The organism is Leifsonia aquatica (assembly GCF_014190775.1).
Lineage (GTDB): Bacteria > Actinomycetota > Actinomycetes > Actinomycetales > Microbacteriaceae > Leifsonia > Leifsonia aquatica.
This window is the reverse complement of sequence record NZ_JACHVP010000003.1, coordinates 467,100-488,036: the sequence shown is the minus strand read 5'-3', so window position 1 is coordinate 488,036 and position 20,937 is coordinate 467,100. Positions and strand designations below refer to the sequence as shown.

Sequence of the window (20,937 nt, the reverse complement as noted above, 5' to 3'; positions counted from 1 at the left end):
TTAGGCCAGGCTAACACTTGATGAGCGCGCGCCGCGAGGGCTCCCGCTCGACGCGTCAGCGGCGCAGTCCCCGTGTCTCTGAGACGTCTCCACCGGCCCGCTCGGCCATGGCCTTGCGGTTGTCGATCGTCTGGCCGATCTCGCGCGCCAGGAGCGGACGGCGTCGCACGAGTTCCTCCAGCACCGGCACGGGCACCGTGACCAGCGTGACGTCGGTGAGCGCCACCACCGAGGTGAACAGCTTCTCGCCCGTCAGCGCGGTCAGCCCGATGTAGTCGTTGACGCCGAGCTGGCCGAGCGGCAGCAGCGAGCCGTCCTCGGCCACAGCGTCGAGCCGGGCCTCCCCCACCGCGATCACGCCGGTGGAGTCCGGGATGCCGCCGGCGCGCTGGATGGTCTCCCCGGCCCCGTAGCGCTCCAGCGTCGCGCGCGACGCGAACTCCTCGACCTCGTCCTCGGCGATGTGCAGGGTGGCCGCCACCCGTGCCAGCAGCTCGCGCAGGCGTTCCGGCGTGCGGTAGTCGTCGGTGAGGTCGCCGTCGAGGTGCAGCTCGGCCCGGCGCGCCGCGTACCAGAGCCACGTGAGGAACAGCGCCAGAGTCTGGTCGCCCTGCGACGGGCTGTCGACCGGGATGTCGATCTGGTACTTCCCGCCGCCGACCGGGTACGCGGCAGGCGACGCCCCCCGGGCCAGCATCGGCAGTTCCGCCGCCACCGTCCGCAGCAGCCGCACCACGTCCTGCGGTGCGTCGTCCGTCGTGAAGGTCAGGGTGGAGGAGAGCAGGAAGGGACCGGGCGCCTTCGACAGGTTCGTGAACGACGCGTCGGCGAGGGAGCCGTTCGGCACGATCTGGATGCCGTTGCCGGTGTCGATGTGCACCGCCCGCCAGTTGACCTCGATCACGCGGCCGCGCACGCTGCCGGTGTCGAGCCAATCGCCGAGCCGGAACGGCTGCTCGAACAGCAGGAACAGGCCGGAGACGATCGGACCGACCGCGTTCTGCAGCGCGAGGCCGATGACGATCGAGCTCACCCCGAGCGCCGTGAACAGGCCGCCGACGTCTGCGCCCCAGACCCAGGCGAAGAGCACGGCCAGGCAGATCACGATGAGCAGCAGCCGCACGATGTCGACGAAGATCGACGGGATGCGCGCCCGCCACGAGCCGCGGTCGGCCGTCGCGAACAGGGCCACGTTCAGCCCGTTGAGCAGCACGAGGATGAGCAGGAAGCCGAAGACGGTCGCGACCACCTTCGTCGACGTCACGTCGCGCGAGCCGAGGTCCACCTGGCTCAGCAGGATCAGCAGCGCCCCCAGCGGGAGCACGTAGTTGCGCACCAGCCGCACGATCTTCGCCGCCGGGTTGCCGCGCCGCGTCATCCACGCGATCAGCTCGGTCAGCACGAGCAGCACGACCGGCAGCCCGATCACGATGATCAGCGCGGGCCAGAACCACGGCTGGCCGGTGATGTCAGACACGCGCCGCCTCCGCATCGATGCGCCAGACCCGCACGCGACCGGTCTGCGTCTCCAGCACTCCCGAATCGGAGTAGCCGACGGAATCCGGGAGGAGTCGACGACCCGTTGCGTCAGGTAGATGCCCGGGCTGCTGGAGACGTCCTGCACCCGGTGCGCGAGGTTCACGGCGTCGCCCCACATGTCGTAGACGACGCTCGTCCGGCCGACGAGGCCGCTCGTCACCGTGCCGCTGTCGATGCCGGCGCGCAACTTGAGCTCGATGCCGTTCTGGGCGCCGTAGCGGTCGAGGATGCCCTGCATCGCGATCGCGAACTCCACCATCCGCCTGGCGTTGTCGACCCGAGGGACGGTGAGTCCGCACGAGGCCAGGTACCCCTCCTGCCGCGTCGTCCGCACCCGCTCGACCCCGTGCTTCTCGGCCGCCTCGTCGAAGCTGCGGACGATGCTGTTGAGCAGCGCGAGCGACTCCGCCGAGTCCTTGCCGCGGGCGTAGTCGTCGAAGCCGGCGATGTCGGCGAAGAGCACGGTGACGTCCTGGTGGTCCTCCGCGATCGTCTCGTCGCCCTGCCGGTACCGCTTGGCGACGCCCTCGGGCATCAGGGTGAGCAGGAGCCGCTCGTGCTCCTCCTGCTCCGCCTCGAGCAGGTCCGCCTTCACCTGGAGGCTGCGCGACATGTCGTTGAACGCCGCGCCCAGGTCGGCGATCTCGTCGCGCGACTTCGTGTCGACCTGCACGCCGACCTCCCCCGCCGCCACGCGTTTCACCGCGTCGAGGAGGCGGCGGAGCGGTCGCAGGAACACCTGCGCGAGCAGCAGCGACAACAGGCAGACCACGAGCACGAGGGCTGCGGTCGAGAGCACGAGGTTGCGGGTGAAGTCGGCCGCCGGCGCGAACGCCTCCGACGTGTCCTCGCGGGCGACGATCACCCAGTTGAGGCCCTGGACGTCGAGGGGTGCGTAGGCGGCGAGGTTCTCCTTACCGACGTAGCTGGCCCCAATCGAGGTCCCCGTCTTCCCCTTCAGGGCGTTGTTCACCGCGACTGTGTTCACCGGCTGCAGCAGCACCGTGCCCTTGACGTCGACGATCCGCTTCGCGACCGCGGGCGGCGTTCCGGCCGCGATCGCCTGCTGCTCGTACGCCTTCGGATCCTGGATGAGCAGCCGAGACGCCGATCGCATCGTCTTGTCCGGCCCGGCGATGTACACCTCGCCGGTCGAGCCGAGCCCCTGCTTCGCCCAGCCCTCGTTGCCCGTCATCACGTTGTTGATGGTGTCGATGTTGATCTGGAAGGCGAGCACGCCCGAGAGCTTGCCGTCCTGCCCGACCGGCGAGACGACCCAGATCGTCGGCACGCCGAGCGACGGGAGGTACCGCTCGAAGTCCGTCGTCACGGTCGCGTCGAGTGTGTTGGTGGTGAGCACCTGCTGGTAGGCCGTCGAGAGCAGCGAGTTCTTGTAGGGACCGGTGAGGACGTTGGTGCCCAGGTCGGTGCCCTTGTACGCCGAGTAGACGACGTCGCCCTGCGTGTTCAGCAGCAGGGCGTCGTCGAAGTTGAGGTTGGTGACCAGATCGCTGAAGTAGTGGTTATACCGCGCGTTCGCGGCCGACCAGGCGCTCCCGTCACCGGCGTCCGTCTGGGCGATGGCCTTGTCGTAGTCGAGCTTGTACGGCGCCGTGTAATACGACTGCAGGTAGGCGCCCGCGCCTTCGGGCGTGAATCCGTCGGCGGAGTACGTGTTCTCGCTGCGCTTGTCGAGCGCCGGCACGAACGTGTCCGCGTAGAAGGCGTCCAGCGCCTGCGACCGTGCGGGCGGCAGCGTCGCCGTCCCGAGCTGGGCGAACGCGTCGTTGAACGCGGCCGACGCGTCGATCGCGCTCTGGTTGCTGGAGCCCAGCACCACCGCCGAGCGCACGTTGGCGAACACGCGCTCGATCTCGGCGGCCCGCGTCTCCCGCACGCTCGTCAGCTGCTTGAGCGCCGCCTCCTTGAGCGAGTCGGTGGCGTTCACGTAGCCGATGACGCCCGTGACCAGCACCGAGAAGATGCTCACCCCGAGCAGCATCAGGAGGAGCTTCGACTGGATGCTGAGCCCGCCCCGGCGTCGGCGCCGCGGTGTCGCGGGTGGCGGGGCGGACGCCGGCGGTACGGCGGATCCGGGCGGCGTCGCCTCGGGCGGAACAGATGCGGTCTCGAGCGTGTCGGCGGTCACGCGGTCCCCTTTTGTCGCGCAGAACTCGGCATACAACTGTGCTCGCACGCTATGCCCGCCCCGCCGCCGCATCTAGTCCCGGCCGGAAAACCCGGGACTTCCGACGCTCCCGGCCGCGCACCTCGACCTCCCGAATCCCACCTTCCGCACTCCGTAACTCCGGCGATCCCGCCACCCAGCCATCCATCCACCGGAGTTCCGGCGAACTGAGCGGCGCGTCGACCGAGATCTCCGGAGTTACGGCAGTGGACCACGGCAGTCGAAACGCACGACGCGGAGCGCCGCGCGTCGCCGACGCGGCAGTCCCAACTCCGGTCCCGGGAGCGGACACGCCGCTCAGTTCGCCGTTCAACCGGAGTCCTCGCCCAAAAACCCCGAGATCTCCGGAGTTACGGCGGCTGCATCCCGGCCCACCCCGGCCCGGCCGCCTCACGCCTCCGGGCTGAGGGACCCTTCGATCTGCTCGCGGTAGAGCTTCGTGTAGACGCCGCCGGCCTCGAGCAGTTCCCGGTGCGTGCCGCGCTCCACGATCTGCCCGTGGTCGACGACGAAGATCACGTCGGCCGCGACGATGGTGGAGAGGCGGTGGGCGATCGCGATCGTGGTGCGGCCGCGGGAGGCCGTGTCCAGCGCCTGCTGCACCACGCGTTCCGAGATGGTGTCGAGGGCACTGGTCGCCTCGTCGAGGATGAGCACCTCGGGGTCTTTGAGCAGCACGCGCGCGATGGCGATGCGCTGCTTCTCGCCGCCGGAGAGGCGGTAGCCGCGCTCCCCCACGATCGTCGCGTACCCGTCAGGGAAGCTCACGATCGTCTCGTGGATGTTCGCCTGCCGGGCGGCCGCCTCCAGCTCCTCCTGCGTCGCGTCCGGCCGGGCGTACCGGAGGTTCTCGGCGATGGTCGCGTGGAACAGATACGTCTCCTGACTGACCACGCCGATATGCGAGACGAGCGACTCCTGCTGCAGCCCGCGGATGTCCGACCCGCCGAACAGGATGCGCCCGCTCGTGGCGTCGTAGAACCGCGGGATCAGGTACGAGACGGTGGTCTTCCCCGCGCCGCTCGGCCCGACGAAGGCGGCGAACTCGCCCGCTCGGATCGTGAACGACACGTCGTCGAGCGTGTTGCGCTCGCCCTCGCGCGCGTCCGGGTAGCGGAAGACGACGTGGTCGAACTCGATGCGGCCGAGGTCGCGCTCGGGGTCGACGGGCACGGCGTCGGGGCGATCGGCGATGGCGGGCTTCAGGTCGAGGTACTCGAAGATGCGCGCGAACAGCGCACCCGAGGTCTGCAGGTCGAGCGCGACCCGCATCAGCGCGAGCAGCGGGAAGAGGAGGCGCGCCTGCACGGTCGTGAACGCGACGATCGTTCCGGCCGTGATGTCCGTCGCGCCGCCCAGGATGAGCCAGCCCGAGACCACGTAGACGATCGCCGGGATGGACGACAGGAAGATGTTGACCATCGCGAAGAACCACTGGCCGCTCATCGCCTGCGACACCTGCAGGCGGATCTGGTTCTCGTTCTCGTCGGAGTAGCGCTGCACCTCGGCGCCCTGCCGGTTGAAGCTCTTCGAGAGCAGGATGCCGGAGACGCTCAGGGTCTCCTGCGTGATCGCGGTCATGTCCGACAGCGACTCCTGCGTGCGCGTCGCGATCCGCGCACGCACCTGGCCGACCCGCCGTTGCGCGATCACGAGGATGGGCATCAGCACCACCGCGACGATCGTCAGCTGCCAGTTCAGCAGCAGCATCGCGACCAGCGCCGCGATCACGGTCACGGTGTTGCCCAGGATGCTCGACATCGTGTTGGTGAGCACGCTCGCCACCCCGCCGACGTCGTTCTGCAGCCGGGACTGGATGATGCCGGTCTTGGTCTTCGTGAAGAAGCTGAGCTCCATCGACTGCAGGTGCGAGAAGAGGCGCACGCGCAGCGCCCCCATCACCTTGTTGCCGACGGACGCCGTGAGGTAGGTCTGCCAGACGCCGAGCAGCGCGGAGCCGACGAAGACCACGATCATCGCGACCACGATCTCGATCAGCACGGGCATGTCGGGGCCGCCCTTGGGGAAGAGGCCGTCGTCGAAGGCCCGCTGAGTCAGGAGGGGCGGGATGACCGACAGGGCCGCGCCGACCAGCACGAGCACCATCGTGACGATGATGGCGGTGCGGTGCGCGGCGAACAGCGAGACGATCCGGCGGAACAGGTGCGGGATCTTCGGTGCCGTCGCGTTGAGCGCCTTCTGCGCCTCGGCGTCGCCGCCGCTCACGCGCGACCGCATCCCGCCGCCGCCTCCGCCGCCCATGCCCATCCCGCGCATCCCGCTCACGGCCTCAGCCTAACTCCGCCGTGCGACGCGCCCGTCCGCGGCGCGTATGACCGGTCCCACGCATCCCCGTCCCCCGCCCGAGGGTGGAACCTCGTGACGGAACCGTGATGCAAGCGCTTGACGTAAACGCTTGCATCGACGCGCGGACCGGGGGTACGGTGACGGCGGGCGCACCCGCGCCCGCACCAAGAGCTCAATGAGGAGTGAAATGAAAGCAGCACGTCTCTCCGTGGTCGCGGGAGTCGCCCTGGTCGGCCTCGCGCTTGCCGGTTGCACGGGTGGGGGATCGGGAGGAAGCAGCAGCGGCGGCGACGCCAGCCAGAACCTCACGGGCAAAGGCCCCATCACCTACGTGCAGGGCAAGGACAACTCGAACGTCGTCCGCCCCTTGATCGAGAAGTGGAACTCCGCGCACCCCGACGAGAAGGTCACCTTCAAGGAGCAGACCGACCAGGCGGACCAGCAGCACGACGACCTCGTGCAGCACTTCCAGGCGAAGGACTCCAACTACGACGTCGTCGATGTCGACGTGGTGTGGACGGGTGAGTTCGCGGCGAAGGGCTGGCTGCAGCCGCTGACCGGCGACTTCAAGATGGACAACTCGTCCCTGCTCGCCCCGACGGTCAAGTCGGGCACCTACAACGGCACGCAGTACGCGGCGCCGCAGACCTCCGACGGCGGCATCCTCTACTACCGCAAGGACCTCGTGCCCACGCCGCCGAAGACCTGGGACGACATGCTCAAGGACTGCGACATCGCCAAGGCCAACGGGATCGGCTGCTACGCCGGTCAGTTCGCCCAGTACGAGGGCCTGACGGTGAACGTGGCCGAGGCCATCAACACCAACGGCGGCACCATCGTCGGCGACGACGGCAAGACGGTGACGGTCGACAGCAAGGAGGCCAACGCGGGTCTGTCCCGCCTGGTCGACGGCTTCAAGAACGGCCAGATCCCGGCCGAGGCCATCACCTACCAGGAGGAGCAGGGCCGGCAGGCGTTCGAGGCCGGCAAGCTGCTGTTCCTGCGCAACTGGCCGTACGTCTACAACCTGGCCAAGACCGACGGCTCCTCGACGGTGAAGGACACCTTCGGCGTCGCTCCGCTGCCGGGCGTCTCGGCCGACAAGCCGGGCGTCTCCAGCCTGGGCGGTCACAACGCGGCCATCAGCGTGTACTCCAAGCACAAGGCGACCGCGTTCGCGTTCCTCAAGTTCCTGCAGAGCGAAGAGACGCAGAAGTTCTTCGTCACCCAGGGATCGCTGGCCCCGGTCCTGTCGTCGCTGTACGACGACGCGGACCTGAACACCCAGCTGCCGTACCTGTCCACCCTGAAGACGTCGATCGAGAACGCGGTGCCGCGTCCCGTCTCGCCGTTCTACCCGGCCATCACCAAGGCCGTTCAGGACAACTCCTACGCCGCCCTCAAGGGCGACAAGACGGTCGACCAGGCGCTGAAGGACATGGCGTCGGCGATCCAGACGGCCAGCCAGGGCTGACCCGGCCGGTCCACCGGTCACCGGGCGGCGGGATCCTTCCCGCCGCCCGGTCCCCCTCTCTTCTGCCACGTCACCGGAGGCACACATGTCAGCGTCGAACGTCGTCGCCCCCTCATCCACCAATCAGAGCGGCAAACCACCGGTCCGGGCCGGGATCAAGAAGAACAGGCGCCAGCAGAGCCGCTGGGCCCTCTACCTGATCATCCCGACACTCATCCTCCTGGCCGTCGTCATCGGCTACCCGGTCGTGACCGCCATCGTCATGTCCTTCCAGAAGGATGCCGGCCTCGACCCGGCCACCGGCCTGTTCGTCCAGGGCGGCTTCGCCGGATTCCAGAACTACGCGCACTGGCTGTTCCAGCAGTGCATGGGGACGGACGGCAACACCATCGCGTGCCCGCCCGGCAACCTGGGCTCCACCTTCTGGAACGCCGTGTTCGTCACCTTCTTCTTCACCGTGACGACCGTCATCCTCGAGACCGTCCTCGGCCTCTGGTTCGCTCTCATCATGAACCGCGCGTTCCGCGGCCGCGGCTTCGTCCGCGCCGCGATCCTGGTGCCGTGGGCCATCCCGACCGCCGTCACCGCGAAGCTGTGGTTCTTCATCTTCTCGGTCGCCGGCATCGCCAACGCGATCCTCGGGGCGCACATCCTCTGGACCAGCGACGAATGGGCCTCCCGGTTCGCGGTGATCATCGCCGACACCTGGAAGACCACGCCGTTCATGGCCCTGCTGATCCTGGCGGGTCTGCAGCTGATCCCCGAAGACGTCTACGAGGCCGCCAAGATGGACGGCGCGTCCACCCTGCAGCGGTTCTGGCGGGTCACGATGCCGCTGCTCAAGCCGGCGCTCATGGTCGCCATCCTGTTCCGCGTCCTCGACGCCCTCCGCATCTACGACCTGCCGGCCATCCTCACCGGCGGTGGAGGAGGTACGGGCCATGCCACCACGACCTTGTCGATCCTGGTCATCGACCAGATCAGGCAGGGCTTCAACAGCGCGGCCGCCCTCTCGACCATCACGTTCATCATCATCTTCCTGGTCGCGTTCATCTTCGTCCGAATACTCGGGACGAACGTCGTGAGAACGCAGGAAGCCCAGCAGAAGGGTGCGAAGCAATGACCGCAGTCGCCGGCCCCGCCGCCGCCACCGCCGAGGCGAACGCCCTCCCCCGCACCCAGACGAAGAGGAAGGGCGCCTCCCGTCGCCGCAACGCCGGCGTCCGCACGGGCGTGCAGGCCGTCGTCATCGTCCTGTGGTGCCTGCTGCCCTTCTACTGGATGGTCGTCACCTCGTTCCGGGATGTCGGCTACACCTTCGACACGACGCCGTGGTTCACGCACTTCACGTGGGACAACTACGCGACCGCGTTCTCGACCAACCTCGGCAACCACCTCGGTCAGGCGCTGCTGAACTCGCTGATCATCGGCGTGTGCGTCACGGTCGTCTCGCTGGTGTTCGGCATCTTCGCCTCCTACGCCCTGGCGCGACTCGACTTCCGGTTCAAGGGCATCGTGCTCGGCATCATCCTGGCCGCCTCGATGTTCCCGGGCGTCGCGCTCATCACGCCGCTGTTCCAGCTGTTCACGAGCATCGGCTGGATGGGGACCTACCAGGCGCTGATCATCCCGCAGATCTCGTTCGCGCTGCCGCTGACGGTCTACACGCTCTCCTCGTTCTTCCGGGAGATGCCGTGGGACCTCGAGGAGGCGGCGCGGATCGACGGCTGCACCCAGGCGCAGGCTTTCCGCAAGATCATCCTGCCGCTGGCCGCCCCGGCCGTCTTCACGACAGCGATCCTGGCGTTCATCTCGTCGTGGAACGAGTTCCTGATCTCCAGCCAGCTGTCGAGCGACGCGACCCAGCCGGTCACCGTGGCCATCGCCTCCTTCACCGGCAGTCAGCCGCACCAGGAGCCGTACACCGCCGTGATGGCAGCCGGTACGATCGTGACCGTCCCCCTCATCATCCTGGTGCTGATCTTCCAGCGCCGGATCGTCGCGGGGCTCACCGCCGGCGGAGTGAAGGGCTGAGCAGATGCGCTGGAGCGATCCGAGAGAAGCCGTCGACGTCGGGATCGGCTTCGTCGGCTTCTTCGCGGTCGCGTTCTTCGTCATCACGCTCGTCTGCGAGCTGACCGGCCAGCCGGCGCTCGTCTGGGCACTGATCACCCTGGTGCTGGTCCTGCTCCTGATCGCGCTCTGGCAGGCGCGCCGCCGCATCCTGGCGGCGCGCCTCCGAGCGCAGCAGGAGCAGGCCGCGCCCGAGCAGCTCTGAGCGACCGACGATGCGGATGCCCGGGATCGAGGAGGTCGCGCGCGCGACCGGCGTCTCGACGGCGACCGTCTCGCGGGCGCTCCGCGGCCTCCCGAACGTCTCCGACACGACGCGCGCGGCGGTGCGGAGGGCGGCTGACGAGCTCGGCTACGTCGCGTCCTCCAGCGCCTCCGGTCTCGCGAGCGGCCGCACGCTCGCGCTCGGGGTGGTCGTCCCGTCGGTGAGCCGCTGGTTCTACACGCAGGTGATGGAGGGCGTCGACGCCGAGCTGCGCGCCGCCAGCTACGACATGATCCTGTTCAACCTCGGCGGCCACCGCGGCGACCGGGAGCGGGTGTTCCACCGCAGCATCCTGCGCAAGCGCACCGACGCCCTGCTCGCGCTCTGCCTCGACTTCACCGTGGAGGAGCGCGAGCAGCTGGCCTCCCTCGGCCACCCGACGATCGTGGTGGGCGGCCCGGTGAAGGGTCTGCGGAGCGTCGGCATCGACGAGCGCAGCACCGCGCGCCGTGCGACCGAGCACCTCCTGAGCCTCGGTCACACCGAGATCGCGCATCTCGGCGGCGAGGACGAGGAGGGGCTCAACAGCCAGGTGCCGGCCGGGCGCCTGCGCGGCTTCACCATCGCGATGCGGACGGCAGGACTGCCGGTGCGGCCCGAGTGGATCGTGCCGGGCGGCTTCGCGCTTCCGGCCGCGCGGGCGGCCATGAACCGGCTGCTCGATCGTCCCGGTCCACGGCCCACGGCGGTGTTCGCCGGGTCGGACGAGATGGCGTTCGGGGCGATCCTCGCCGCGGGCGATCATGGGCTCAGCGTGCCGGGCGATCTGTCCGTCATCGGCATCGACGACCACGACTTCTCCGAGTCGTTCGGGCTGACCACGATGGCGCAGAGCCCGTTCGAGCAGGGCGCCGTCGCCGCGCGCATCCTGCTCGACGAACTCGGCGGCGGCGAGCCGCGCCGCGGGTCGGTGCGCTCCCCCGTCTCGCTCGTCGTGCGGTCCTCGACGGCCCCTCCGCGCGGCGTGTACCGAGCAGCCCCGTCCATCTGAAAGAATGTTTCTGCGCCGCTGCCGCGGATCGCGCCTTTCGGGTAGGCACGATCGAGTGCGCAGTGGCTGTTCGCTCCTGGCTCTCCTAGGCCTCGACGCGAGAAGGGCCGCCCTGACTAGGACAGGGCGGCCCTTCGAATTCCACGACGTGCGCCGCGGGCGCGTTCAGTCGGCGTCGGCGAGCGACAGCACCTCGGCCTCCTGCTGCGTCGACTCCTGCGGAGCGTCGACCCGGCGCAGGTGCTTGTGGCCGATCATCACGAGCGCGACGGCGATCAGCACCGAGACGGCGCCGGCGAAGAACGGCGTGGCCGGGCTGATGGTGTCGGCCAGGAGCGTCGCGGCCGGCGGGGCGATGGCGCCGCCGAGGAACCGGACGCCGGAGTAGGCGCTCGACGCGACCGAGCGGGGCAGGTCGGTCGCCTCCATCACGCACTCGGTGAGCACGGTGTTCAGGATGCCGAGCAGCAGACCGCCGATGATCACGCAGACGATGAGGGCCGCGAGGGACGAGATGAACAGTCCGGCCGCCGCCAGGTCGATCGCGAGCAGCGGCATCACGATCCACAGCACCCGGGTGCGCGGGAGGCGCGACGTGAGCAGCGGGGCGACCCAGACGGAGGTCACCGCGAGCGAGACGCCCCAGCCGAAGAAGATCAGGCCGAGGGTGATCGCGTCCTCGACGCCCAGCGGCACGAGGGCGAACGGCGTGTAGGCGAGCAGCACGAAGAAGCCGATGTTGTAGAACAGGGCGGCCGCGGCGAGGAAGCCGAGCGCCGGCTTCGCGAGGGCGCGGAACGGAGCGGAGAGCTTCGTCGGGACGGGCTTCTCGGGGTTCTTCTTCAGCATGATCACGATCGCGATGAAGCCGAGCGCCATGAGGGTGGCGGTGCCGAAGAACGGTCCGCGCCAGCTCCAGCTGCCGAGCAGGCCGCCGAGGAGCGGGCCGATGGCGATGCCGAGGCCCAGGGCCGCCTCGTAGAGGATGATCGCGGCCGACGTCCCGCCCGAGGCGGCGCCGACGATGGTCGCGAGCGCCGTGGAGATGAAGAGGGCGTTGCCCAGGCCCCAGCCGGCGCGGAAGCCGATGATCGACTCCACGTTCTGCGACAGGCCTGCGGCGAGCGCGAACACGACGATGAGCGCCAGGCCGATCAGCAGGGTGCGCTTCGCGCCGATGCGGCTCGAGATCCAGCTGGTGAAGAACATCGCCAGGCCCGTGATGAGCAGGTAGCTCGTGAAGAGCATCTCGGTCTCGGTCGGGGTCGCCTCGAGGCTCTTGGCGATGGCCGGGAGGATCGGGTCGACCAGTCCGATGCCCATGAAGGCGATGACGGAGGCGAAGGCGACGGCCCACACGGCGGTGGGCTGCTTGAGGATGTTGTCTGGTTTGTCGTGGGACATCGAGGGTGGACGGCTCCTGGTGATTCGGTGGTGCGGGAGGGGTGTGAACGGGGGCGCGCTCAGCGCGCGCCGGCGAGGGCGGCGGAGGTCGCCGTCGAGAGGTCGACGCGGGAGGCGATGACCTCGACCGTGCAGCGCATGGCCGCGAGCTCGTCCTCGCTGAGGTCGGCGAACATCGGGACGAGGGCGGCGGAGAGCTCGTCGCGCCATGACTGGAGCGCGTCCGCACCCTTCGTCGTGAGGGCGATCTGCCACGCGCGGGCGTCGTCCGTGTCGGCGATGCGCTTGACCCACTCGGACTCGACCAGCGTGCGGACGAGCTTGGTCATGGTCGGCTGCGAGACCCGGCTGTGCGAAGCGAGCTCGCCGAGGCGCAGCGGGCCGGAGGTCTGCAGCACGCTCAGCGTGCGCCAGATGGCCGGCGACTCGGTGCTCCCGGTGACCCGGGCGGCGAGGCGGGTGAGTCGATGGCTGGCGACGACCAGGTCGCCCAGCGTGCTCCTCAGTTCTTCGGTGCGGTTCTCGGACATGTCCTCCATTTTATATAGCTGGCCTATATAAATCAAGCGAATGCATTCATTACACGCTAGTGATATACAGCATCCGGGATGCTTGAATCGGAGGATGCGACGAAGCACTCCTCCCGACCGGCCCGGAACCGCGGGCTCCGGCGGCTACCACCGCGAGCTGAAGCCGCGGCACATCCAGATGATCGCCATCGGCGGCGCGATCGGCACCGGGCTCTTCCTCGGCGCGGGCGGACGGCTCGCCTCGGCCGGCCCGTCCCTCGTCATCGCCTACGCCGTCTGCGGTCTCGCCGCCTTCCTGATCCTCCGCGCGCTCGGCGAGCTCGTGCTGCGCCGCCCCGACTCGGGTTCGTTCGTCAGCTACGCGCGCGAGTTCCTGGGCGAGAAGGCCGGCTTCGTCACCGGGTGGATGTACTGGATGTATTGGGCGATGATCGGCGTCGTCGACGCGACGGCCGTCGCCGTCTACCTCCGGTTCTTCGGTGCCTACCTTCCGTTCTTCGCCGAGGTGCCGCAGTGGGTGTGGGCGCTCTGCGCCCTCCTGCTGGTGTTCGGACTCAACCTGCTCTCGGTGAAGGTGTTCGGCGAGCTCGAGTTCTGGTTCGCGCTCATCAAGGTGGCCGCGCTCGTGCTCTTCCTCATCATCGGGACGCTGTTCGTGGTGCTCGGGACCCCCGTCGCCGGCCACACCCCCGGCTTCTCCCTCCTGGCCGAGAGCGGCGGGATGTTCCCGCACGGGGTCGTCCCGCTCATCCTGGTCGTCCAGGGCGTCGTCTTCGCCTACGGCGCGATCGAGCTGGTCGGCACGGCCGCGGGCGAGACCGCCGATCCCGAGCGGACCATGCCCCGCGCGATCAACTCCGTCATCCTGCGCATCGCCCTCTTCTACGTCGGCTCGGTGCTGCTGCTCGCCCTCCTGCTCCCGTCGAGCGCCTACTCCGCCGACGAGAGCCCGTTCGTGACCTTCTTCGCCTCCATCGGGGTGCAGGGCGCGGACGTGGTGATGAACCTCGTCGTGCTGACGGCAGCCCTGTCCTCGCTGAACGCCGGCTTCTACTCCACGGGCCGGATCGCGCGGTCGCTGGCCCTGCGCGGTGCGGCCCCCGCCTTCGCCGCGCGGATGAACCGCTCGGGCGTCCCCTACGGCGGCATCGTCATCACCGGCACCGTCGCGCTGCTCGGCATCGTCCTGAACGTGCTCCTGCCGGAGCAGGCCTTCGAGATCGGCATCAACCTCACCTCGGTCGGCCTTCTGACCGCCTGGAGCGTCATCGTGCTGTGCCAGCTGACCCTGTACCGCCGCTCGCGACGCGGCGAGGAAGCGCGACCGTCGTTCCGGATGCCCTGGTCACCGTGGTCCGGGTATGTCGCCCTCGCCTTCCTCGCCACGGTGGGCGTGCTCATCCTGCTCGACTACCCCACGGGGACGTTCACCGTCGGCGCCGCCGTCGTGATCGTCATCCCGCTGCTGATCGGCGGCTGGTACCTGATGCGGCGCCGGGTCACCGCGTTCGCTGAGCGAGAAGATACGCCTGCCGCGTCTTCTCCGGCGCGACCGGCTCGCGCAGCACCTCGCCCGTGACGGCGAAACCCGCTGCGGCGAGCCGGCGGCGCACCCGCTCCGGCGACTGGCGTCGCGTCCGCAGGTCGATGTCGTGGCCGTACGCGTGCGTCAGGTGCACCACATCCTCGTCCCCCGCCGTGCTGACCTGGAACGCCAGCACCAGCCGGCCGCCGGGCCGGACGACGCGCGCGAACTCCCGGAAGAGGGCGTCCTGCTCGTCTTGCGGGATGTGGATGATCGAGTACCAGGCGAGCGCGCCCGCCAGCTCTGCCTCCCCGAACGGCAGGTCGAGCATCGAGCCGACGGAGAATGGGATGCCGGGATGCTCGCGCCGCGCGACCTCCACCATCCCGGGCGAGAGATCGATCCCCGAGACGTCGAGGCCGAGCCCCGCGAGATGACCTGTGATGCGTCCGGGACCGCAGCCGAGATCGGCGATCCGTCCGCCGCCGCCGTCGATCACCTGCTCGGCGAAGATGCCGAGCACCGCACGGTCGAACGTGTTGGCGCGCAGGTCGTCGCGCAGCAGATCGGCGTAGTCCTGCGCCACGGCGTCGTAGGCGATCCGGGTGGCGCCGCGGTCGCCGGGTTCGGTCGTCTCGATGTCAGACCCTCCGAACGCGTCGCATCAGGACGAGGGCGGCACCACCGATGAGCAGAGCGGCCGCGATGAGGCCGCCGAGTGCGGTGGTGGAGCCGGTGTCCGCCAGCACAGCGGGGTCGATCGGCGACGGAGAGGCCGTCGGCTGCGGCGTCGGGGTGACGACGACGGCTGCCAGGGTCCGCGTCGCAGTGGACGCGGCAGAAGTCACGACCGTCTCTTCGGGGGTCCCGCCCGTTGCCGTGGCCGTGTTGCTGAGAGTGCCGCGAGCGATATCGGCCGCCGTGAGCGTGTACGGAGCCGTGCAGGTCAGTGCCTCGCCCGGCAGGAGCGTGGTGCCGGGGCACGAGATCGCGCCGAGCGTGCCCGTCCCGGTGAACGCGCCCTCGACGACGGCCAGCGCGGTGACGGTCACCGTGCCGGTGTTCGTGATCGTGTACGAGTAGGTCACGACAGCGCCGGAAGCGACCGGCCCGGAGGCCGGGGTGACCGACTTCGCGAGCGAGAGCCCCGGGTCCCGCACGGTGTCGATGACCAGTTCCTCGGTGGGGGTGTCGATCGTCTCGCCCGGGTTGCCGGTGGCGGTGACGAACGCGCGGTGCACGATCCCCCCGGAATCCACGTCACGTTGGGTGACGATGTAGTCGGCTGTGCAGGTGGTGGACGCCCCCGGGTCCAGCGGCAGGCCGACGCACGTCGCGGGCGACAGGGTGCCCGTCCCGGAGATCTCGACCGTGGTGACGTCGAGTCCGGAGAACGCCGCGTCGCCAGTGTTCGTCACCGCGTACGTGAACACGATCGTCGTGCCGGCCGTCAGCTCCGCAGGGGTGTCAGGTGTGGCGGTGAGGACCAGCTCGGCGCTGGGCGCCGCCGACGCGGGCGCCGCGATCACCGCCCCCGCCAATCCGGCCGTGACGACCCCGACGACGACGAGCGCGAGTGCGCGGAATCTCCCCATGCGCTCCATCCTATGAAGCCTCATCGGAGCCCTCTAGACCGCACACACGGACGCCCCCGGCACCGGACGGATCCGGCGCCGAGGGCGTCTCAGGTGGTTCGGGTTACCGCAGGTACCGGTCGTACAGGAGGGTCCTGCGGCAGAGATCCGGCGGGTGGCAACCGTTGTCGCGGTCCTCACCGTGCAGGAGTGCGGCCCCGAAGCCGCGGAGGTATGCGGCGCAGCTGCGCCACAGCGATGTACTCATCGTTGTTCTTCTTCCGATTGTGCGTCCTTGCACACCGACACACGCAGGCAGGCGCGATCGGACGCTCCGATGTGGATGAGCGTCCGCGTCCGCGCGCCGTTAAACGCACGGAGGGCGTCGCCCCGCAGCGGGGGCGACGCCCTCCACAACGCGGACACTCTCGTGAGAGGAGTCCGCGTCGAGCAGCGTCAACCTGCGTGTAGAAGAGCCCCGATGGGGCGTCGACTACTTCAGGGTGATGGTGGCGCCAGCCTCTTCGAGCTGGGCCTTCGCCTTCTCAGCGGTCTCCTTGTTGGCACCCTCGAGAACGGTGCTGGGCGCACCGTCGACGAGAGCCTTCGCCTCACCGAGGCCGAGGCTGGTGAGGGCGCGCACCTCCTTGATGACCTGGATCTTCTTGTCACCGGCCGCCTCGAGGACGACGTCGAAGGAGTCCTTCTCCTCGACCTCTTCGGCGGGGGCAGCAGCGCCGGCGCCGGCCGCAGCAACGGCGACGGGGGCGGCGGCGGTGACCTCGAAGGTCTCCTCGAACTTCTTCACGAACTCGCTCAGCTCGATGAGCGTGAGCTCCTTGAACGCGTCGAGCAGCTCGTCAGTCGACAGCTTTGCCATGATTTTCTCCTTAGTGTGTGTGGTTACTCACCGCTTGCGGGGCCCGGGGGCCTGGTCCTCGAGGGACCTTACGCAGCGGACTCCTGCTTCTCACGCAGCGCGTCGACCGTGCGAACGGCCTGCGACAGCGGTGCGTTGAACAGATATGCGGCTCCGAACAGCGAGGCCTTGAAGGCGCCGGCCAGCTTGGCCAGCAGAACCTCACGGGACTCGAGGTCGGCGAGCTTGCCTACCTCTTCGGCGGTGAGCGGGTTACCGTCGAAGTAACCGCCCTTGACCACCAGCAGAGGGTTCGCCTTGGTGAAGTCACGCAGTGCCTTCGCGACGGCGACCGGGTCGCCGTGCACGAATGCGATCGCGGACGGACCGGCGAGCTCGTCGTCGAACGACGAGATTCCGGCCTTGTTCGCTGCGATCTTGGTCAGCGTGTTCTTCACCACGGCGTACGTCGCGTGCTCACTGATCGACGTGCGCAGCTTCTTGAGCTGAGCGACAGTGAGACCGCGGTACTCGGTCAGCAGAACGGCGGTCGAGCTCGTGAACAGGTTCTCGAGCTCGGCAACCGTGGCTTCCTTGTTCGCCATGGCCTACCTCTCAATCTTCTTCGTCGCACACCGCGGGAGCGGCGTGCGCCTCGACCGCGGGCAAAGAAAAAAGCTCCGGCGCAGAGGCACGGAGCTGGAGGACGCAGGAACCTGCGAGTCTTGCTTCATACACCTGCGCGGGCGCCCACCTGAGTGGATCTTCTCTCCGTGCGGACACGGGGACCAGCGGTCTTTGGCTTCGTCAAGGGTACGTGATGGTGGCGTCCCGGCGCAAATCGCGGTCAGCGGTGACGGCGCAGGAACCCGCGGACCGAGGCGCCGTAGCCCGGCCGCAGCACGACCTCCCCGTGAGCGCAGCCGCGGTGGACGACGACACGGGAGTCGGGGATGCGGTCGGCGGTGGCGCGCACCACCTCCTGCGGATAGAAGGCGTCGTGGTCGCCGCTGTGGAAGAGGGTGGGCGCCGTGATCCGGTCCGCCCGGTCGACGATGTCGAAGCCGTCCTCGGCGCGGACGAGCGGGACGAGCGTCCCGACGTCCTCCGGGGGCGTCAGGAACGGCGCCACGGCCCGCAGCATCGGCCCGGCGCCGAGGAAGTCGAGGGTCGCCAGTGCGAGTTCGGCGTCGGCGCGGCGGTCCCCCGCCTCCACCTGGTCGGCGTAGCGCCGCTGCAACAGGCGCCCTTCGTCACCGAGCCGGCCCGCCCCCGAGACGATGACGAGGGCGCTCACGAGGTCGGGATGGTCGACGGCCAGCTGGAGGGCGATGCTCGCGCCGGTGGAGGTCGCGACCATCGGGACCGGCGCACCGAAACGACGCCGGAGCGTTCTCGCGTAGAGGTCCGCGATCTCGGGCATGGTCACGGCGCCGGCCAGCGTGTCGGGACGACCCAGCGCGTAGACGCGGTGCCCGTCGGTCCCGCGGAGCGACAGGCGCTCGGTGAACGCGTCGATCCCACGCGGTGCGCGCGGGACGGCGGGCAGGCCGCGGAGGAACACCAGGGGCGGCGCCGAGGCCGGGCCGTAGGGCGTCGCGGCGATCGTGGCCGGGCGGGTCACTCCCGTTCCGTTCCCGGCGCGGTCTCCACGGCGTCGCCTCCGACAGCGTCGGCCTCGACAGCGTCGCCTTCGACAGCGTCGACCTCGATCTCGTCCGGCTCGACGTCGTCCGGCTCGATCATCGCCACGGGCTCGACGGACGAGCCGTCGCCCTCCACGAGCGGCAGGCTCACGGTGAACACCGTGTCCCCGGGCTCGCTGCGCACCGACACCTCTCCGCCGTGCGCCTCCACCACGGCCTGCACGATCGCCAGGCCGAGGCCGGTCGACCCGGTCGCGCGGTTGCGGGAGCTGTCACCGCGGGCGAACCGCTCGAACAGCGTCGACTGCAGCTCGTCGGGGATGCCGGGACCGTTGTCCTCCACCGTCACGATCGCTCGGCCGGCCTCGCGGTCGACGGCGAGCGCCGCCGTCACGACGGTGCCCTCGGGGGTGTGCACCCGCGCGTTCGCGAGGAGGTTCGTCACGACCTGGTGCAGGCGCGGGGCGTCGCCCACGACCTCCACCGGCTCCTCGGGCACGAGGATGCGCCAGCGGTGATCGGGGCCGGCCGCGTGCGCGTCGCTGAGGGCGTCGATGAGCAGCAGGGAGAGGTCGACCGGGTCCTGGTCGAGTTCTCGTCCCTCGTCGAGCCGCGCGAGCAGGAGCAGGTCCTCGACCAGCGAGGTCATGCGCGTGGCCTCCGATTCGATGCGGCCGAGCGAGCGCGTCACGTCCGCCGGCAGCTCGTGCGGGGCGCGGCGGGTGAGCTCGGCGTAGCCGCGGATGGAGGCGAGCGGGGTGCGGAGCTCGTGGCTCGCGTCGGCGACGAACTGGCGCACCTTCTGCTCGCTCGCCTGGCGCGCGGTGAGCGCGGAGGCGACGTGGCCGAGCATCCGGTTCAGCGCCGAGCCCACCTTGCCCACCTCGGTGTGCGGGTCGGTGTCGGACTCCGGCACGCGGACCGAGAGGGCGACGTCGCCGCGGTCGAGGGGCATGTTCGCCACCTGCTCGGCCGTGCCGGTCACACGCTCCAGCGGCTTCATCGCGAGCCGCACGATGAAGCTCGCCAGGAGGAACGCGAAGATCAGGCCGGCGAGCGTCACGAGCACGATGACCAGCGTGAGCTGGGCGACGGTCGCGTTCACCGGGGCGAGAGGCAGCCCGATGATGACGCTGTCGCCGTTGTCGAGAGGGACGGCAGCGACGCGGTAGTCGCCGACGGTCGGGCCGAGCGTGATCGTCCGCGGCGTCCCGTCGGCCGGGAGCTTGAGCAGGACCGCGCGGTTGATGGCCACGCTCTGCGGAGCCGCGGACTGGTCGGGGGTCCCCTCCGGTGGGCGATCGGCCAGGATGACCGGGTAGAGGAGGTTCTGACCGCTGCGGACGACGCCGAAGGTCTCCGTCTGCTGACCGGGAGCCGCCACCACCTGGGTCACGTTGGGACCGGTCGGGCCCTCGCCGAACAGGGAGTTCGCCCGCTGCTGGCCCCGATTGAGCGACGAGGTGAGCTGCGAATCCAGCCGTCCGACGAGATAGCTCTGCAGCGACAGCACGCTGACCGTCCCGATCACGGCGCCGAGCACCGCGAGCATCGCCACGACGACGAGCACGACGCGGCTGCGGAGCGTCCACGAGCGGAAGGGGCGGATGCGGCGGAACCAGCTGGTCCCGCCGCCGGATGCCGGTGCGCCCGCGGTGCGGGCTGTGGTCATTGGGCGGCCTTCACCATGTACCCGGCGCCGCGCACGGTGTGGATCATCGCGGGCCGGCCGGCGTCGATCTTCTTGCGCAGGTAGGAGATGTACAGCTCGACCACGCTCGAGGAGCCGCCGAAGTCGTAGCTCCACACGCGGTCGAGGATCTGCGCCTTGCTGAGCACGCGCCGCGGGTTGCGCATCAGGAAACGCAGCAGCTCGAACTCCGTGGCCGTGAGCTGGATGGGCTCGCCGTCGCGGTGCACCTCGTAGCTGTCCTCGTCCAGCACGAGGTCGCCGACGATCAGCACCGGGTCGTCCTGGTCCGCCACCGCCGCGCGCGACCGGCGCAGCAGCCCTCGCAGACGCGCCACCAGCTCCTCCAGGCTGAACGGCTTCGTCACGTAGTCGTCACCGCCGGCGGTGAGGCCGGCGATGCGGTCGTCGAGGGAGTCCTTCGCGGTGAGGAAGAGCACGGGCGCCTCGTTGCCGTCGGCGCGCATCCGGGAGAGCACCTGCAGCCCGTCGATGTCGGGAAGCATGATGTCGAGCACCACGACGTCCGGCTTGAACTCGCGCGAGAGCTGAAGCGCCTGCTGGCCGTTGGCCGCGGTCTTCACCTCCCAGTCCTCGTAGTGCAGCGCCATCGCCAGCAGATCCGTCAGCGTGGCCTCGTCGTCGACGACGAGCACGCGGATGGAGCTGCCGTCCGCACGGCGCAGGAGGGTACGGGGCTGGGGGGAGGCGCTGGAGGCGGCGCGGGCGTTGATGGTCACCTTTCCCATTATGAAGAGGGGTCTTCGCACTGGCTATGCGAAACCTATGAGCCCTCTGAGAGCTTCGATCCCTCACATCTTCAGCGAAACCATAGGAACGCCATAAGCGCCCGAAAGGGTGCGGACCTAGCG

Annotated in this window: 18 protein-coding genes; 6 read left to right on the top strand and 12 right to left on the bottom strand. The window is 69.4% G+C overall.

Going from position 1 to position 20,937, the window contains the following annotated elements; all coding sequences use genetic code 11:
- Positions 1-55 precede the first annotated feature (55 nt).
- Positions 56-3,688 carry an adenylate/guanylate cyclase domain-containing protein gene (locus FHX33_RS15665; protein WP_169730321.1) on the bottom strand — a complete coding sequence of 1,211 codons (3,633 nt, stop codon included), beginning with the start codon at positions 3,686-3,688 and terminating at the stop codon, positions 56-58.
- Between the two features lie 429 nt (positions 3,689-4,117).
- Positions 4,118-5,989 carry an ABC transporter ATP-binding protein gene (locus tag FHX33_RS15660; protein ID WP_081703905.1) on the bottom strand — a complete coding sequence of 624 codons (1,872 nt, stop codon included), beginning with the start codon at positions 5,987-5,989 and terminating at the stop codon, positions 4,118-4,120.
- A gap of 232 nt (positions 5,990-6,221) precedes the next feature.
- On the opposite strand from FHX33_RS15660, the gene FHX33_RS15655 reads away from it, so the two are divergent.
- From FHX33_RS15655 to FHX33_RS15635, 5 genes are all read left to right on the top strand, one after another.
- Positions 6,222-7,508 (top strand): ABC transporter substrate-binding protein, encoded by a 1,287-nt coding sequence (locus FHX33_RS15655; protein WP_021760223.1) that lies wholly within the window; start codon positions 6,222-6,224, stop codon positions 7,506-7,508.
- A gap of 85 nt (positions 7,509-7,593) precedes the next feature.
- Complete coding sequence (locus tag FHX33_RS15650; protein ID WP_021760225.1) at positions 7,594-8,631, top strand: carbohydrate ABC transporter permease; 1,038 nt, start codon at positions 7,594-7,596, stop codon at positions 8,629-8,631.
- Entirely contained in the window at positions 8,628-9,542 is a 915-nt protein-coding gene (locus tag FHX33_RS15645) for a carbohydrate ABC transporter permease (protein WP_021760227.1), read from the top strand. Before FHX33_RS15650 ends, FHX33_RS15645 begins: the two co-directional genes overlap by 4 nt.
- A 4-nt stretch (positions 9,543-9,546) precedes the next feature.
- Positions 9,547-9,786 (top strand): hypothetical protein, encoded by a 240-nt coding sequence (locus tag FHX33_RS15640; protein ID WP_021760229.1) that lies wholly within the window; start codon positions 9,547-9,549, stop codon positions 9,784-9,786.
- Between the two features lie 16 nt (positions 9,787-9,802).
- Positions 9,803-10,837 (top strand): LacI family DNA-binding transcriptional regulator, encoded by a 1,035-nt coding sequence (locus tag FHX33_RS15635; RefSeq protein ID WP_039921463.1) that lies wholly within the window; start codon positions 9,803-9,805, stop codon positions 10,835-10,837.
- Between the two features lie 165 nt (positions 10,838-11,002).
- Here FHX33_RS15635 and FHX33_RS15630 read toward each other — a convergent pair whose 3' ends face one another.
- Both FHX33_RS15630 and FHX33_RS15625 read right to left on the bottom strand, forming a co-directional pair.
- On the bottom strand, positions 11,003-12,241 hold the full coding sequence (locus FHX33_RS15630; protein WP_021760233.1) for an MFS transporter: 1,239 nt from the start codon (positions 12,239-12,241) through the stop codon (positions 11,003-11,005).
- Positions 12,242-12,300: 59 nt separating this feature from the next.
- Positions 12,301-12,771, bottom strand: coding sequence for a MarR family winged helix-turn-helix transcriptional regulator (locus FHX33_RS15625; RefSeq protein WP_039921464.1), 471 nt, complete (start codon positions 12,769-12,771; stop codon positions 12,301-12,303).
- A gap of 94 nt (positions 12,772-12,865) precedes the next feature.
- Between FHX33_RS15625 and FHX33_RS15620 the strand changes: the two genes are divergently transcribed.
- A complete protein-coding gene (locus FHX33_RS15620; RefSeq protein WP_051336918.1) occupies positions 12,866-14,350 on the top strand; it encodes an amino acid permease in 1,485 nt (494 codons plus the stop codon).
- Here the strand turns inward: FHX33_RS15620 and FHX33_RS15615 are convergent.
- The 8 genes from FHX33_RS15615 to FHX33_RS15580 form a co-directional block, all read right to left on the bottom strand.
- Positions 14,271-14,882 carry a class I SAM-dependent DNA methyltransferase gene (locus FHX33_RS15615; RefSeq protein ID WP_248616232.1) on the bottom strand — a complete coding sequence of 204 codons (612 nt, stop codon included), beginning with the start codon at positions 14,880-14,882 and terminating at the stop codon, positions 14,271-14,273. The genes FHX33_RS15620 and FHX33_RS15615 overlap by 80 nt on opposite strands.
- 55 nt (positions 14,883-14,937) lie before the next feature.
- On the bottom strand, positions 14,938-15,891 hold the full coding sequence (locus tag FHX33_RS15610) for a DUF7507 domain-containing protein (protein WP_039921469.1): 954 nt from the start codon (positions 15,889-15,891) through the stop codon (positions 14,938-14,940).
- Between the two features lie 103 nt (positions 15,892-15,994).
- The gene (locus FHX33_RS15605; RefSeq protein WP_021760242.1) at positions 15,995-16,138 is read right to left on the bottom strand and encodes a hypothetical protein; all 144 of its coding nucleotides are present in this window, start codon (positions 16,136-16,138) and stop codon (positions 15,995-15,997) included.
- A gap of 225 nt (positions 16,139-16,363) precedes the next feature.
- Positions 16,364-16,750, bottom strand: a complete 387-nt coding sequence (gene rplL / locus FHX33_RS15600; protein WP_021760246.1) for a 50S ribosomal protein L7/L12 — start codon at positions 16,748-16,750, stop codon at positions 16,364-16,366.
- Positions 16,751-16,818: 68 nt separating this feature from the next.
- Positions 16,819-17,334, bottom strand: coding sequence for a 50S ribosomal protein L10 (gene rplJ / locus FHX33_RS15595; protein ID WP_021760248.1), 516 nt, complete (start codon positions 17,332-17,334; stop codon positions 16,819-16,821).
- A gap of 242 nt (positions 17,335-17,576) precedes the next feature.
- Positions 17,577-18,353 (bottom strand): alpha/beta fold hydrolase, encoded by a 777-nt coding sequence (locus tag FHX33_RS15590; RefSeq protein ID WP_021760251.1) that lies wholly within the window; start codon positions 18,351-18,353, stop codon positions 17,577-17,579.
- Entirely contained in the window at positions 18,350-20,047 is a 1,698-nt protein-coding gene (locus FHX33_RS15585) for a sensor histidine kinase (protein ID WP_021760253.1), read from the bottom strand. The genes FHX33_RS15590 and FHX33_RS15585 overlap by 4 nt, the downstream gene beginning before the upstream one ends.
- Positions 20,044-20,814, bottom strand: a complete 771-nt coding sequence (locus tag FHX33_RS15580; protein ID WP_021760255.1) for a response regulator transcription factor — start codon at positions 20,812-20,814, stop codon at positions 20,044-20,046. Before FHX33_RS15580 ends, FHX33_RS15585 begins: the two co-directional genes overlap by 4 nt.
- Between the last annotated feature and the right edge of the window lie 123 nt (positions 20,815-20,937).

Excerpts from the sequence above, each read along its gene's own strand:
- FHX33_RS15580 (WP_021760255.1), bottom strand. The coding sequence starts at position 20,814 with ATGGGAAAGGTGACCATCAACGCCCGCGCCGCCTCCAGCGCCTCCCCC.
- FHX33_RS15640 (WP_021760229.1), top strand. The coding sequence starts at position 9,547 with ATGCGCTGGAGCGATCCGAGAGAAGCCGTCGACGTCGGGATCGGCTTC.
- FHX33_RS15630 (WP_021760233.1), bottom strand. The coding sequence starts at position 12,241 with ATGTCCCACGACAAACCAGACAACATCCTCAAGCAGCCCACCGCCGTG.
- FHX33_RS15645 (WP_021760227.1), top strand. The coding sequence starts at position 8,628 with ATGACCGCAGTCGCCGGCCCCGCCGCCGCCACCGCCGAGGCGAACGCC.
- FHX33_RS15635 (WP_039921463.1), top strand. The coding sequence starts at position 9,803 with ATGCCCGGGATCGAGGAGGTCGCGCGCGCGACCGGCGTCTCGACGGCG.
- FHX33_RS15605 (WP_021760242.1), bottom strand. The coding sequence starts at position 16,138 with ATGAGTACATCGCTGTGGCGCAGCTGCGCCGCATACCTCCGCGGCTTC.
- rplL (WP_021760246.1), bottom strand. The coding sequence starts at position 16,750 with ATGGCAAAGCTGTCGACTGACGAGCTGCTCGACGCGTTCAAGGAGCTC.
- FHX33_RS15655 (WP_021760223.1), top strand. The coding sequence starts at position 6,222 with ATGAAAGCAGCACGTCTCTCCGTGGTCGCGGGAGTCGCCCTGGTCGGC.
- FHX33_RS15610 (WP_039921469.1), bottom strand. The coding sequence starts at position 15,891 with ATGGGGAGATTCCGCGCACTCGCGCTCGTCGTCGTCGGGGTCGTCACG.
- FHX33_RS15625 (WP_039921464.1), bottom strand. The coding sequence starts at position 12,771 with ATGTCCGAGAACCGCACCGAAGAACTGAGGAGCACGCTGGGCGACCTG.
- FHX33_RS15660 (WP_081703905.1), bottom strand. The coding sequence starts at position 5,989 with ATGGGCGGCGGAGGCGGCGGCGGGATGCGGTCGCGCGTGAGCGGCGGC.
- FHX33_RS15620 (WP_051336918.1), top strand. The coding sequence starts at position 12,866 with ATGCGACGAAGCACTCCTCCCGACCGGCCCGGAACCGCGGGCTCCGGC.
- rplJ (WP_021760248.1), bottom strand. The coding sequence starts at position 17,334 with ATGGCGAACAAGGAAGCCACGGTTGCCGAGCTCGAGAACCTGTTCACG.
- FHX33_RS15585 (WP_021760253.1), bottom strand. The coding sequence starts at position 20,047 with ATGACCACAGCCCGCACCGCGGGCGCACCGGCATCCGGCGGCGGGACC.
- FHX33_RS15650 (WP_021760225.1), top strand. The coding sequence starts at position 7,594 with ATGTCAGCGTCGAACGTCGTCGCCCCCTCATCCACCAATCAGAGCGGC.